The sequence below is a fragment of the Caballeronia udeis genome (assembly GCF_001544555.2).
GTDB lineage: Bacteria > Pseudomonadota > Gammaproteobacteria > Burkholderiales > Burkholderiaceae > Caballeronia > Caballeronia udeis.
In genome coordinates this window covers 55,514-69,486 of record NZ_FCOK02000025.1, presented here as the reverse complement: position 1 = coordinate 69,486, position 13,973 = coordinate 55,514, and the positions used below count along the sequence as shown (strand labels likewise).

The window sequence follows — 13,973 nt, the reverse complement described above, 5'->3', positions numbered from 1 at the left end:
GGCGCGTTGCCGCCCGCTCAGCCGCGCGTCACTTGTCTCCCACCATCTGATGCAAGAACGTGAACGCGGTCGCTTCCACTCGGGCAATGCTTTCTGCTTCCACGCCCGCCCCGTGACCGCCGTCGCGGTTCTCCAGATACCACACGCGTTCATACCCCAGCGCCTGCATCCGCGCGGCCATCTTGCGAGCGTGGCCGGGATGCACGCGGTCATCAGTCGCCGACGACGTGAACAGCGCCGGCGGATAAGCCGTATCGGCCTTGACGTTTTGATACGGCGAGTACGACATCAGGAAGCGCAGGTCCTGGGCATCGGCGGGGTCGCCGTATTCATCGATCCACGACGCGCCCTGCAGCAGTAAATGAAAGCGCGCCATGTCGAGCAATGGCACTTCGGACAGCACCGCGCCGAACAGCTCCGGGCGCTGGACCAGCATCACGCCGGTCAGCAAGCCGCCATTGCTGCCGCCTCGAATGGCGAGTTGTTTCGATGTCGTCACGCCCGACGCCACTAGCGCTTGTGCAACCGCGATGAAGTCATCGAAGGCGACCTGGCGTTTCTCGCGCTGCGCCGCCTGATGCCACTCCGGCCCGAATTCGCCGCCGCCACGAATGTTCGCGACGGCGTACAACCCGCCGCTTTCGAGCCACGCGATGCCCGTGGTCGCGTCGTAATGCGGGTCGAGCGCGACTTCGAAGCCGCCATAGCCGTAGAGCAGGCAGGGCGCGGTTTCATGACCCTTGACGTTCGCTTCACGACCGATCAGCCAATAGGGAATGGCGACGCCATCGGTTGATATCGCGTGACGACGCTCGGCTATAAGGCCGGTGGCGTCGAATTGAGCCGGAAGGCGGGCGAGCAGTTGCCATTCGTTTTCCGGTTGCGCGAAATCGGCGTAGTACAGCGACGGCGGCGTGAGGAAATGTTCGACGTGAACGAGCACGGTGTCGTCGCGTTCGCTGTCGATGGAATCCACATACGACTGGCTGGCAGCCGGCAGCGGGAACTGACGGCGGGTCCATTCGCCTTCGAAGCCGGCCGGCGGGGCGAGCAGCTCCACGCGCGGTGAACCATCGTCCATCTGCGACACCACCAGCCAGTGCTTCGTGAAGTCGATATCGGCGAGAACGGTCCGGCCTGACGGCGTGAACAGCACGGTGAAATTGCGCGCGCCTTTCAGGAAGGCGTCGCGACGGATGACGAGCAGCGAACCGCTCGCGTAGGTTGCATCGCCGGCTTCGTAGGATTCCCGCGGCGTGACAAACAGCCAGCCGTTCCAATGCTCCAGTTCCGCGTGCAGCGGCACGTCGTATTGCTGCCATTCGCCGGTGCTTTCATCCAGCCAGTATTGCAGCGTCTCGAAGAACGAGGTCGCGCGTGAAGCAAGATGCAGCTTTTCGAGCTGATCGTAGTCCACGCCCGCTGAGACATCGCGACGCTTGCCTTCGAAGACCACGGGGGCGTCGGCCAGCTTCGTGCCGCGCTTCCATTTGCGCGCCTGGCGCGGAAAACCGGACGTGGTCAGCGCGGGCTTCTTGCTGTGCGCGCTGTCGTCCCAGCCGACATACACCGTGTCGCGATCGATCCACGAGATGCCGTGCTTGCCGACATCGGGCAGCGTGAAACCGTCTTCAACAAATCGCTGTGTTTCGATGTCGAACTCGCGGACCATGCATGCGTCCGAGCCGCCCGGCGACAAGCTCACCAACGCCCGGTCCCAGGTCGGGTAGAGCATGTCGAAGTCATGCAGCGCCCAGCGGATACCGTCTTTGGCGGCGCTCGTGTTCAAGTCGATCTGGTCGACGTCCAGGATGGTTTGCCACTCGGGCGTGCCGGCGAGCCATCTTTGCCAGGGTGTGCGCCTGACGATTCCGAGCGGATGTGTCTCGTCCTGCCACGTGTTGTACCCCCAGTCGCCATAGCGCGAGCAGGACACGATGCGCTCCTGCGAGGTGTAAGCGGTTTTCAGGCGCGCGGTCAGCGCATCGGTTTGCGGTGTTTTACCGAAAGCTGTCGTCGTCCGGGCGTTTTGCGCATCGACCCATTGGTCGACGCGAGCGTCGTCGAGTGCTTCCAGTTCAATAAACGCATCCTCGGGGCTGGACTTTTTCGGCGCGGAGGTCCACGCAAGGTCGGGGTGTTTGGCGAGGAAGCTTTGGGTCATGTCGGGAGAGTGTGCGCGGCGGCCGCCCCAAAGGCGCCGCCGCCGATATTGTCGGTGAACAGGGATTGTGCCTGTTCGACGCGCGGGACGTGCATTAATGCCGGGGATCCGGGGCAGTAACGGGGCCGCAAGGCAACTTCGATCACATCAGTTTTCAGATTCGCCGCGTGCCGGTTCGTGCGTGCGCAATCGCGCGGGGCAAGCAATTCTTATTCGATAGCCGTAAAGAGGTACGACGATACGGAGGTTCCCGGTTCCACGACATCTGATCGATTCCGGTTGCAAGAATCAGTTTGAACACGCACTTCATTGAGAGTTTCTGAATAAAAAATACAGGCTGACCACCTGGTCGTTGCAGTTCATGGACCCGCAACGCGTGAATTGAACTCGAATCGGTATTCCAATAAAACGCGTGGTACGTAAAACGAATCAAACTAGACGCAAAGCAAACAAAATCGCTTCTTTGAGATAAGATGATTTTGAGACTAATGGTTTTATTCGGAATGCGAATGTATTTTATATCTGCAAGTCATTTTGTCAGGGATGGCGAGTTGCTTATCAATTGCACGGAGCGTTGCTCTTTACAGCAGTCCGATCTCTGGCGTCGCGCGCTTGATTCAAACAGCTGCTCGCAGCCGCTCTTACCTTGTCAATGCGTTGTTTCATTGCCGTGACGTGATATCCGCGAAAAGCGAACCAATGCCGTGTGGCCCTGTGATCGCCTGTCGTAATCACAATCGTTCGTCCGTATGCAATTCAATCCGGGATGACATTGAATTTCGTTGAATGCCGATATCGACGTTGCGACGAATCGTAAATTCTAAATGCCATTGAGGCCGCTTGATGAAATGGTGTGATCGTGAGTTGAACGCTGTTGCGCGTAACAAAACAGAATCCATAGCGAGGCGGTAAATGAACCGAATTCGTCATGCCGCGCCGGATTGGGCGCTTGATTCCATGCAAATGGCCGCAGTGTTTGCCCAATTGCATCTGGGTTATAGAAATCGACGAACCGTGAGCGGCGGTCCTTGCAGCTGCCTGACACCCATTAGCGCCGGCATTCTATTGATCAGCATTGCCGCGATTGTTAGTCAGGCTCACGCGCAAACCATTGCACTCCCCAGCGGTACAAGCACGGTTACTCTGCAAACCTTGAGTCCGGGTTCGACCACTTTCGATGCGTCGGCGGGCACGGTGATCAATGCGTCGACGGGCGATGGTGTCGACGGCAACAACGCGCAGAACTGGGTTTTCACCAACCACGGTTCGATAACGGGTACGTCGTGGGGTGTCTCGTTGTCTTCGGCCACGCTCAACGGCGTCACCTTCGACAATTTTTCCTCCATCCAGGGCAAAACCGCGCAGGGTGTCCTGCAGACGAACGGCGGTCAACTGACCAATCATGCGGGTGCCACCATTGCTGGCGCACAAGATGGCGTTTCGATGACCGGTGCCGGATCTTCGGTCATCAACGATGGTTCGATCACAACTGGCAGCAACGCTTACTCCGGGGTGTACTTCGCTGCGGGCGGCAGCTTTAACCAAAGTGCAACTGGCACCGTTGGCACGAATGGCGGCACTGGCTACGGAGTTGTCTTCAATACCGGTGGTGTCGCCGGTACCAACGCCGGCATGGTTTATGGCGCATCGGCCACCTATGCATTCTGGGCTCGGGGTGCTGCAACGGGCACTTTCAGCAACAGCGGCACGTTCAGCGCGGGTACGGGCGCCGTGCTCGCAAGCAACGGCGTTGCCCTGACCAACACCGGCACCATCACCGGTACGGGCGGCACAGCGGTTTCTCTCACGGGTAGTGGTAACACGCTGATACTTGGAACAGGATCGGTGCTCAACGGCAGTGTCGCCAGTACCGGCACAAACAACGTGCTGACGTTGCAAGGATCGTGCAGCGCGGACAACTGCTCTACGTGGACTATCACCAGAATTCGCTGACCGAACCGAACGGCACGCAGGTGGATGGCGCCAGTTCCAGCGGCGCCATCGCTCGGTTGGGGCTACGCCTGCAACGCACCTTCGAGCGTAGCGCCGGCAAGAAGATGCAGTTTTACGCAACGGCCAACTGGTGGCATACGAGCACGGGCAGCACCATCTCGTTTGATCAAGTCCAGGTCAGCAGTTTGTACCCCGCCAATCGATATGAAGCGAAGCTGGGACTGAATGGTGATCTCGGAAAGAACTGGAGCGCCTGGAGCAACGTCAGCGGTGCATGGGGTGCGCAGAGCTATCACGCCTATGTCGTGCGTCTGGGGCTCAAGTACGGGTGGTGATGGGTCGAGCTGAACGAACGAAGGGCCGCTGTTCGCGGCCCTCGGATCATTCACCGGGCAGGAGACCCCTCAAGCCAGCCGTTCTTCCGTCTTCGAATCGAACAGCACGGCCTTCGACACATCGAACAACAGCGTCATGTTCGTGAGCGGCTGTGGGTTGCTCGCCGGGTGCACGCGGCTCACCACGCGCTTGCCGTTCACCTGCGTGAACACCAGCGTATCCGGACCCGTAGGTTCGATCACATCGATCTTCACTTCAATCGGCTGCAACCGCGCGTCTTCCACGTTATGCGCGCTGCGTGCATCGGTGATCCGCTCCGGCCGCAGTCCAAGAATCACGTTCTGGCCGACTTTGCCGCGCACTGAAGCCGCATCGAACGGCAGGTTCAACACGGTACGCGACACGCCCGTATCAATCTCGAGCCCGATACCCGAGCCGGCCTCGACCAGCTTTCCATCGATGAAATTCATCGGCGGCGCGCCAATGAACCCCGCCACGAACAAGTTCGCCGGCGAGTCATAGATATCCTGCGGCGCGCCGAACTGCTGCACCACGCCGTCCTTCATCACCGCGATCCGGTCGCCCAGCGTCATGGCTTCAATCTGGTCGTGCGTCACATACACAATCGTCGTGCCCAGGCGCTGATGCAGCAGCTTGATCTCCGAGCGCATTTCGATCCGCAGCTTCGCATCCAGGTTGGACAACGGCTCGTCGAACAGGAACATCACCGGGTCGCGAGCGAGCGCACGGCCCATGGCCACGCGCTGACGCTGACCGCCCGACAACTGACCAGGCTTCCGGTCCAGCAAATGCTGGATCTGCAATGTGTCCGACACGCGCGTGACGATCGCCTTCTGCTCGTCCTTCGGCACCTTGCGGATGTTCAGGCCGAACGAGATGTTCTCGCGCACCGTCATGGACGGATACAGCGCGTACGACTGGAACACCATCGCAATGTCGCGATCCTTCGGCGAGAGGTTGTTCACCGTCTTGCCGTCGATCATGATGTCGCCCTTGGTGACCGTTTCCAGCCCGGCGATCATATTGAGCAAGGTCGATTTGCCGCAGCCCGAACCACCCACGAGGATCAGGAACTGACCGTCCTCGATGTCGATGTTCACGCCCTTCAGAACGGGAACGCCGTTCGCATAAGTCTTGTATACGTCACGGATTGAAAGGCTTGCCATGCTATGAATCCTTTAATGTCTCTGCGCTGAATTTCATCGCGCACATCAGTTGATCTTCTACCGCGAGCGCCATTCAGCAACTGAAGGCGCCGCGCAGGAATTCAGCCCCGGACTTCAGCCCTTCACCGCGCCTGCAGTCAGGCCGCGCACGAAGAACCGGCCGGCGACCATGTAGACGAGCAGGGTGGGCAGGGCGGCAATGATTGCGGCAGCCATGTCGACGTTGTATTCCTTCACGCCCGTCGATGTATTGACCAGGTTGTTCAGGGCGACGGTGATCGGCATTGAATCGACGCCGGAGAACACGATACCGAACAGGAAGTCGTTCCAGATCTGCGTGAATTGCCAGATCAGGCACACCATGAAAATAGGGAGGGACACCGGCAGCAGAATCTTCGTGAAGATGGTGAAGAAACCCGCACCGTCAATACGCGCCGCCTTCACCAGTTCCGCCGGAATGCTCACATAGAAGTTGCGGAAGAACATGGTGGTGAACGCAATACCGTAGACCACGTGCACGAGCACAAGACCGGTCGTGGTGTTGGCGAGTCCCAGCATGCCTTGCAAGCGCGCCATCGGCAGAAGGATGGCCTGGAAGGGAATGAAGCAGCCGACCAGCAACATGGTGAACACGGCGTCGGCGCCGCGAAAGCGCCAGTGCGTGAGCACATAGCCGTTGAATGCGCCGATTATCGACGAGAGCAGCACCGCCGGGATCACCATGCGCACGGAGTTCATGAAGAACGGTTCCATGCCGTCGCAGCGCACGCCGGTACATGACTGCGACCACGCCTTGACCCAGGGCGCAAACGTGAAGTGCGTCGGAGGAGTGAGCAGGTTGCCGGTGCGCAACTGGTCGAGGTCCTTGAACGACGTCGAGAGCATCACGTAGATCGGGAACAGGAAATACAGGGCAAACAGGATCAGCGCCGCATAGATGACGGCGCGGCTGATCGTCATCTTAGATTCCATTGCGCGTGCTCCTCGATTCCAGATACATGAGCGGCACCAGCACGGCGACGACGGTGGCGAGCATCATCATCGACGAAGCGGCGCCCAGGCCCAGTTGTCCGCGATTGAACGAAAACGTGTACATGAACATGGCCGGCAGCGACGACGACGTGCCCGGACCACCCGCGGTCAACGCAACCACGAGGTCGAAGGTCTTGATGGTGATGTGGCAGAGGATCAGCAGCACGGAGAAGAACACCGGCCGCATGCTCGGGATCACGATACTGCGATAGATCCTGGGCAAGGATGCGCCGTCCATCTGCGCGGCCTTGAAGATTTCCGCGTCCACGCCGCGCAAACCGGCGAGGAACAGGGCCATCACGAAGCCGGTGGATTGCCATACGGCCGCGATCACGACGCAGAAGATTGCCTTGTCCGGGTTACCGAGCCAGTCGAACGAAAAGCTTGTCCAGCCCCAGTCGTGGAAGATCTTTTCCAGCCCGAGGCCCGGATTCAGGATCCATTGCCACGCAGTACCCGTCACGATGAACGACAGCGCCATCGGATACAGGAAAATCGCGCGCAATGCACCTTCGTTGCGGATCTTTTGGTCGAGCAGGATGGCGAGGAACAGCCCGAGCCCAACGCAGATCGCGATGAACGGGATGCCGAACCAGCCAAGGTTCGCCGCGGACGTCCACCAGACATCGTTTGAGAACAGCTCGGTGTAGCGCTGGAAGCCGGTGAATTCATAGCGCGGCATCAATCGCGAATTCGTCAGCGAAAGCCAGCCGGTGATCAGGATAAAGCCGTACACGAACACCAGTGCAATCAGCACGCTTGGCGCGAGTACGAGCTTCGGAATGTATGTATCGGCAAGCGCCGCCAGAGGCGACGTGCGGCGGGGCGGGGTGCGCGACGTCTTGCTCGCGATACCGCTAGGGGAGGCAGCCACTTCTCGACTCCTGAAAATTTGCCGGCAAGAGTCTCAGGCCGGAACAGGTATGCAGCAGTTTTTACGCCAACTCATGCTTGGGGTTTGCCCGGGCGCGCGGCCGGTTGAAAAAACCGCGCGCCCGGTGTTGCCGAATCAAACGCTTACTTCGCGTTTATTTCGCTCACTTCGCTCATTTCGTCTTGGCGGCGTTCGCGAGCGCTTGCACTGCGCTCTTCGAATCCTGCGTCGAGTTCATGAACTTCGTCACGACGTCGGTAATTGCGCCTGCCGTTGCGTCGCCTTGTGCCATGCCGTGAGCCAGCGACGGCACATAACCGCCTGCCTTGATGGCGGTCTGTTCATCAGCGTACGACTGTTTGCCGCACGCGTCGAACTTGGCCATCGAGACACCCAGGCGAACCGGGATCGAGCCCTTGTACAGGCTGAACTGCTCCTGGAACGCAGGCGACATGATGGTCTTGGCGAGCGCCAGTTGTCCCGGCGACGCTTCCTTCGAGCCCTTCTGCTGGAAGAACACGAACGAGTCGACGTTGAACGTGTACTGCTTGGCGGTGCCCGGCACCGGTGCGCAGACATAGTCCGTGCCGGCGGTCTTGTTCGCGCCTGCGAACTCGCCCTTGGCCCAGTCGCCCATGAACTGCATGCCGGCCTTGCCGTTGATGACCATGGCGGTAGCCAGGTTCCAGTCGCGGCCGGTGCGGCCGTTATCGAAGTACGTCTCGATCTTGCGCACCGTGTCGAACACGCCAACCATCTGGTCCGACGTCAGCGTCTTCTGGTCCAGGTCGACAATCGCCTTCTTGTAGAAGTCCGCGCCTTGCGACAGCACGACGTCTTCCCACAAGGTCAGGTCTTGCCACGGCTGGCCGCCTGCTGCCACCGGAATGATGCCCTGGGCCTTCATCTTGTCAGCCAGGTCGAAGAATTCCGGCCACGTGGTCGGAACCTTGCCGCCAGCCTTGTCCAGTGCTGCCTTGTTGATCCACAGCCAGTTCACGCGGTGCACCGAGAACGGTGCGGCAACATAGTGGCCATCGGCGTGCATGATCTTGTCGATTTCGGGCGGCAGGTTCTTCTTCCAGTCGCCGGCAACCGAATCGATCGGCACGAGTACGCCTTGTTCAGCCCATTCCTGGATCAGCGGACCCTTGATCTGTGCAGCCGACGGGGCGTTGCCCGAGATGACCTGGGTCTTGAGCGCCGTCATGGCCGCCGCGCCCGCACCGCCTGCAACGGCGAAGTCCTTCCAGGTGTAGCCCTGCTTGGTCATGTCGTCTTTCAACACGCCAACGGCCTTCGACTCACCACCGGAAGTCCACCAGTGCAGTACTGACAGGGATTCAGCAGCCTGAACCGCCTGTGCCGACACACCGCACAACAGACCTGCGGCGCCGAGCGCGCCGATGAGCTTGCGAAATTTCATTGTTTATCTCCTCCGAACACCTGAACAAAAAACGATTGGCCCCTGATGCCGCCAGGAAGCGATGGCTGGAACATGAACAAACAGAAGTGGCCGGTATCGGCGGTGTCGGCGAGATAAGGCTGGCGTTGTCCAGGGCAAGAAACCCTGGGCGCGCCAGCTTGGCCGGCAGACCGAACCACGGCCGCACGGCTCTCAAGAGATGAGTGTGTCGAATCGCAACTTGTGTCTCCTCTTTTGATTTTTGCCCGTTCACACTGGCGTTCGGCCAGCGCGGCGTGCGTCCGGGGTTTTGCATCAACGCAGCTCTTTTCCCTTGCCGCGCCGTTGCCTATCTGGCAAAAGCGTCTTCGGCGCAGGTCAATTACCATGCAACTAGACGAGAATCTCCGGGAAAACACGCATGTTCTGGTTGACTAAGTGTTTTTTTCCGGGATCACGTTACCCCTTGATTTGAATTGTAGTTAAACTACAATTCAGTGTCAAAAAAAATTTTATTGGACTACGGTCCTACTGAACCCCAGCGGAGACACATGCAAAACGACTCGAATTTCACCTTTGTTCTGTTCGGCGGAACAGGCGATCTTTCGATGCGCAAGATCCTGCCGGCGCTGTTCGAGGCGCACCGTGGCGGAATGCTCGCTGAAGGCGGCAAGATCGTCGCGGTGGCGCGCGCCGCCGAAGATCGCGACGCGTATTTGAAATGGGTCGATGAACACGTCAAGCCGCACGTGTCGAAGAATGGCGTCGACGAAAGCGTGTGGAAGGGTTTCCTGGCGCGCTTCGTCTACGTTCGCCTCGACCTCGGCAAGCCGGAAGATTTCAAGCTGCTGCGCGACGCGGTGAACGAACTCGGCGGCACGCGCGTGTTTTACCTGGCTACGGGTCCGTCGCTGTTCGTGCCCATTTGCCGTGCGCTCGCCGATGTCGGCCTGAACGAAAACGCGCGGATCGTGCTGGAAAAGCCGCTGGGCTACGACCTGAAGTCGTCGCAGGCGATTAATGACGCGGTTGGCGAAATCTTCGCGGAAGAGCAGATCTACCGGATCGACCACTATCTGGGTAAGGAGCCGGTGCAGAACCTGCTCGCGCTGCGCTTCGGCAATGCGTTGTTCGAACCGCTGTGGCGCCGCGAATGGGTGGAGAGCATCCAGATCACGATTGCGGAAGAGCTCGGCGTGGAAGCGCGCGGCGATTTCTACGACAACACCGGCGCCTTGCGCGACATGGTGCAGAACCACTTGCTGCAACTGCTTTCCATCGTGACGATGGAACCGCCGCATTCGATGGATTCCGATTCCGTGCGCGACGAAAAGCTGCGGGTGCTGCGCGCGCTCAAGCCCGTCGATCCGCGCGACATCAGCAAGGTCGCGGTGCGTGGGCAATATCATGCGGGTGTGATCAAGGGAACGTCGGTGCCGGCGTACGCTACCGAAAAGGGCGTGCGCCCGGATAGCCATACAGAGACCTTCGTTGCATTGAAGGTGGAAATCGAAAACTGGCGCTGGGCCGGTGTGCCGTTTTTCCTGCGCACAGGCAAGCGGCTGGCGGACCGGACGGCGGAGATCGTCGTGAACTTCCGCCCCGTGCCGCATTCGGCGCTCGGCGCGAACGCGTTGCGCGCGGGAGCGAACCGGCTGGTGATCCGTTTGCAGCCGAACGAAACCATCCGCTTGTATTGCCTTGCGAAACAGCCCGGCGAGGGCATGAACCTCGCGAGCGTCCACCTGGATCTCGCCTTCGACAAGTTTTTCAAGGAAGGGCAGATGGAGGCGTATCAGCGCCTGCTGCTCGACGTGATCAATGGGCGGCTTGCGTTGTTCGTGCGGCGTGACGAGCAGGAAGCGGCGTGGCGTTATGTGGAACCGATCCTGGACGAATGGGCGGCGTCGCCGAAGCCGCCGAAGCCTTATGCTTCGGGCACCTGGGGACCGGCGGCTGCAAGCGCGATGCTGGCGCAGCACGGAACGTGCTGGCTGGAAGAAGAGAATTGAAACTGGTATTGAGACCGTTGTAATGGGTCGGTGGGACGTGTTCAGGACGTACGTGCTGTAGACATGTTGCAATTAAAGCCGAGACAAATCCTGTTGCGCGACGCGAGAACGGGTTCAAGCAGTGGTTCGAGCGTTGTCGCAACGGGCGAAATGAAACCAAAACAAGGCAGCATGGAGGAGCAGTGATCGAGCTTCATACTTTTGATGAGCCAGGCGCCCAATCCGACGCATTGGCAGAAGCGGTAGGCGACGCGCTTACTGCAACGCTCGCGGCTCGCGGAGCGGCGTCGGCTGACGCCGCTGTGGCTGGAAATCCCACCCAACACGCAACGCTTGCCGTATCCGGCGGCACGAGCCCGAAGCCGTTCTTGCAAACCCTGTCGACCCGTGCGCTTGACTGGGCGCATATCGACGTCACCCTGGTCGATGACCGCTGGGTGGCGGAGACGGACGGCGCAAGCAATGCGCGCCTGGTGCGCGAAACGCTGCTGCAGAACGCAGCGAGCGGCGCGTATTTCCTGCCGCTGGTGGACATCGCGCGGCCGCTGGACGCACACATTGCGGACCTGAACGCCGATGCACAGCGCCGGGTACCCGATGTTGCCGTGCTCGGCATGGGTGAGGACGGCCATACGGCGTCCATTTTCGCCGATGCGCCCGAGTGGGCGTTTGCCATATCGACGGCTGACCGGTTCATCTCGGTTCATCCGGGCAGCGCGCCGCACGCGCGTGTTTCGTTGTCCATGTCAGCGCTCAAGGGCGTCAAGCAGCTCTATCTGTTCATTAGCGGGCAGAAGAAGCTGGACGTACTCAATGCTGCGCTTGCCGCACCGCAAAAAAACGCCATCTCGACGTTGGCTAATGCTCAGGGAGTCAGGCTCGATGTCTACTGGTGTGCAAAGTAAGGCCGTAACGGTAGCGGCCGGAAGTCAGCACGCCGACGGACCAAGGCTTTTGGCCGATGTTGGCGGCACGAACGCGCGATTTGCGCTCGAGACGGCGCCGGGCGTGATTGGCGAAATACGCGTGTATCCGGGCCGTGACTATCCGGGCATTGCCGAGGCAATGCAGCAGTATCTGAAGGACATCAAGGTGAGCCGCGTCAACCACGCGGCCGTGGCGATTGCGAATCCGGTGGACGGCGATCACGTCTCCATGACGAACCACGACTGGAGCTTTTCGATCGAGGCCACGCGCCGCGCGCTGGGCTTCGACACGCTTCTGGTCGTGAATGACTTCACCGCGCTCGCAATGGCGTTGCCCGGCCTGACCGATGCCCAGCGAGTGCAGGTGGGCGGTGGTTCGCGCCGGCAGAACAGCGTGATTGGCTTGCTCGGGCCGGGTACGGGCCTGGGCGTGTCCGGCCTGATTCCCGCCGACGACCGCTGGATTGCGCTTGGCAGTGAAGGCGGCCATGCGAGTTTCGCGCCGTCGAACGAGCGTGAAGACCTGGTCATGCGTTTTGCGCGCACAAAGTTCTCTCATGTGTCGTTCGAACGTGTGGCAGCGGGACCGGGTTTGTTGCTGATTTATCAAGCGCTTGCCGAGCGCGATGGCGTGAGCGTGCCGGACGATCTCGAGTCGGCCGGCATTACGGAGCGCGCACACGATGGCGAGGCGCTTGCGCTTGAGGCAGTGAACTGTTTCTGCGGCATTCTTGGTACGTTCGCCGGGAATATTGCGGTGACGCTGGGCGCGCTGGGCGGGATTTTTATCGGCGGCGGAGTGGTGCTGAAGTTGGGCGAGTTGTTCACGAAGTCGCCGTTTCGCGAGCGGTTCGAAGCGAAGGGGCGGTTTCAGCAGTATTTGTCGAGCGTGCCCACGTTCATCATCACGGCGGAATATCCGGCGTTTCTCGGGGTATCGGCGATTTTGTCGGAGCAGTTGTCGAATCGCGCGAATGGCGGGTCGTCCGCGGTGTTCGAGCGGATTCGCCAGATGCGCGATGCATTGACGCCTGCTGAGCGCCGTGTGGCTGATCTTGCGCTGAACCATCCGCGTTCGATCATCAATGATCCGATCATCGACATTGCGCGCAAGGCCGACGTGAGCCAGCCGACGGTGATTCGCTTCTGCCGGTCGCTGGGTTGCCAGGGGTTGTCCGATTTCAAGCTGAAACTGGCGACGGGGTTGACCGGTACGATTCCCGTGAGTCACAGCCAGGTTCATCTGGGCGACACCGCCACGGATTTTGGCGCGAAGGTGCTGGACAACACCGTGTCGGCGATCCTGCAATTGCGCGAGCATTTGAATTTCGACCATGTGGAACGCGCCATTGACATTCTCAACGGTGCGCGACGGATCGAGTTCTACGGGCTGGGCAATTCGAATATCGTGGCGCAGGACGCGCACTACAAGTTCTTCCGTTTCGGCATCCCGACCATTGCTTATGGCGACCTGTACATGCAGGCGGCGTCGGCGGCGTTGTTGGGCAAGGGCGATGTGATCGTAGCGGTGTCGAAGTCGGGGCGTGCGCCTGAGTTGTTGCGTGTGCTTGAGATTGCGATGCAGCAGGGCGCGACCGTGGTGGCCATTACGTCGAGCAATACGCCGTTGGCCAAGCGGGCGACGGTGGCGCTGGAGACGGATCACATTGAGATTCGCGAATCGCAGATGTCGATGATTTCGCGCATTTTGCATCTTGTGATGATCGACATTCTTGCGGTTGGCGTGGCCATTCGCCGTGCGGTGCCGGATGCGGGTGCCGACGTGAGTGAAGCGATGACGAAGGTCAGGGAAGCGGGCGACGACGAGACAGGCGCGGTGCTTGACTGGCTGAGCCATGGCGCGGCGGGCATAGCACGCGATTAAAGGTGCTTGTGACGTGACGCGCCAGATTGAGCGCTGTAGTTAAAAGTTAAAAGCCGCCGATGCGAGGTTCGCATCGGCGGCTTTTTGCATTGGAGGGGGCACGGTGTGAAGACAACGATAACCTGTTCAAAGGAGAACTGATAAAAATCCAGCAACAAAATCACCAGCCAAAACCCGTCCGCCGGTGCCAAAAAACAAT

At 60.0% G+C, this 13,973-nt stretch carries 10 protein-coding genes; 5 read left to right on the top strand and 5 right to left on the bottom strand.

Annotated features, from left to right (window positions below):
- Positions 1-28 precede the first annotated feature (28 nt).
- On the bottom strand, positions 29-2,164 hold the full coding sequence (locus AWB69_RS19130) for a prolyl oligopeptidase family serine peptidase (RefSeq protein WP_062087525.1): 2,136 nt from the start codon (positions 2,162-2,164) through the stop codon (positions 29-31).
- A 912-nt stretch (positions 2,165-3,076) separates the two neighbouring features.
- Between AWB69_RS19130 and AWB69_RS19120 the strand changes: the two genes are divergently transcribed.
- Together AWB69_RS19120 and AWB69_RS19115 are read left to right on the top strand one after the other, a co-directional pair.
- Positions 3,077-4,117 (top strand): hypothetical protein, encoded by a 1,041-nt coding sequence (locus tag AWB69_RS19120; RefSeq protein ID WP_062087521.1) that lies wholly within the window; start codon positions 3,077-3,079, stop codon positions 4,115-4,117.
- A complete protein-coding gene (locus AWB69_RS19115) occupies positions 4,069-4,452 on the top strand; it encodes an autotransporter outer membrane beta-barrel domain-containing protein (RefSeq protein WP_075643947.1) in 384 nt (127 codons plus the stop codon). The genes AWB69_RS19120 and AWB69_RS19115 overlap by 49 nt, the downstream gene beginning before the upstream one ends.
- Before the next feature lie 69 nt (positions 4,453-4,521).
- Here the strand turns inward: AWB69_RS19115 and AWB69_RS19110 are convergent, their stop codons facing one another.
- The 4 genes from AWB69_RS19110 to AWB69_RS19095 all read right to left on the bottom strand — a co-directional run bounded on the left by AWB69_RS19110 (position 4,522) and on the right by AWB69_RS19095 (position 8,972).
- Complete coding sequence (locus AWB69_RS19110) at positions 4,522-5,640, bottom strand: ABC transporter ATP-binding protein (RefSeq protein ID WP_062087517.1); 1,119 nt, start codon at positions 5,638-5,640, stop codon at positions 4,522-4,524.
- 114 nt (positions 5,641-5,754) lie between these two features.
- On the bottom strand, positions 5,755-6,612 hold the full coding sequence (locus AWB69_RS19105; RefSeq protein WP_062087516.1) for a carbohydrate ABC transporter permease: 858 nt from the start codon (positions 6,610-6,612) through the stop codon (positions 5,755-5,757).
- The gene (locus AWB69_RS19100) at positions 6,602-7,525 is read right to left on the bottom strand and encodes a carbohydrate ABC transporter permease (RefSeq protein WP_306427183.1); all 924 of its coding nucleotides are present in this window, start codon (positions 7,523-7,525) and stop codon (positions 6,602-6,604) included. Before AWB69_RS19100 ends, AWB69_RS19105 begins: the two co-directional genes overlap by 11 nt.
- A 193-nt stretch (positions 7,526-7,718) precedes the next feature.
- Entirely contained in the window at positions 7,719-8,972 is a 1,254-nt protein-coding gene (locus AWB69_RS19095) for an ABC transporter substrate-binding protein (RefSeq protein WP_062087514.1), read from the bottom strand.
- Positions 8,973-9,502: 530 nt separating this feature from the next.
- Here AWB69_RS19095 and zwf point away from each other — a divergent pair.
- The 3 genes from zwf (at position 9,503) to AWB69_RS19080 (ending at position 13,774) form a co-directional block, all read left to right on the top strand.
- Positions 9,503-10,963 carry a glucose-6-phosphate dehydrogenase gene (gene zwf, locus AWB69_RS19090; RefSeq protein WP_062087510.1) on the top strand — a complete coding sequence of 487 codons (1,461 nt, stop codon included), beginning with the start codon at positions 9,503-9,505 and terminating at the stop codon, positions 10,961-10,963.
- Between the two features lie 182 nt (positions 10,964-11,145).
- On the top strand, positions 11,146-11,868 hold the full coding sequence (gene pgl / locus AWB69_RS19085) for a 6-phosphogluconolactonase (RefSeq protein WP_062087508.1): 723 nt from the start codon (positions 11,146-11,148) through the stop codon (positions 11,866-11,868).
- On the top strand, positions 11,846-13,774 hold the full coding sequence (locus tag AWB69_RS19080; protein ID WP_062087506.1) for a bifunctional transcriptional regulator/glucokinase: 1,929 nt from the start codon (positions 11,846-11,848) through the stop codon (positions 13,772-13,774). The genes pgl and AWB69_RS19080 overlap by 23 nt, the downstream gene beginning before the upstream one ends.
- Positions 13,775-13,973: the final 199 nt, after the last annotated feature.

Coding starts and splice junctions, on each gene's coding strand:
- AWB69_RS19130 (WP_062087525.1), bottom strand. CDS start 2,164: ATGACCCAAAGCTTCCTCGCCAAACACCCCGACCTTGCGTGGACCTCC.
- AWB69_RS19120 (WP_062087521.1), top strand. CDS start 3,077: ATGAACCGAATTCGTCATGCCGCGCCGGATTGGGCGCTTGATTCCATG.
- AWB69_RS19110 (WP_062087517.1), bottom strand. CDS start 5,640: ATGGCAAGCCTTTCAATCCGTGACGTATACAAGACTTATGCGAACGGC.
- AWB69_RS19105 (WP_062087516.1), bottom strand. CDS start 6,612: ATGGAATCTAAGATGACGATCAGCCGCGCCGTCATCTATGCGGCGCTG.
- AWB69_RS19095 (WP_062087514.1), bottom strand. CDS start 8,972: ATGAAATTTCGCAAGCTCATCGGCGCGCTCGGCGCCGCAGGTCTGTTG.
- zwf (WP_062087510.1), top strand. CDS start 9,503: ATGCAAAACGACTCGAATTTCACCTTTGTTCTGTTCGGCGGAACAGGC.
- AWB69_RS19080 (WP_062087506.1), top strand. CDS start 11,846: ATGTCTACTGGTGTGCAAAGTAAGGCCGTAACGGTAGCGGCCGGAAGT.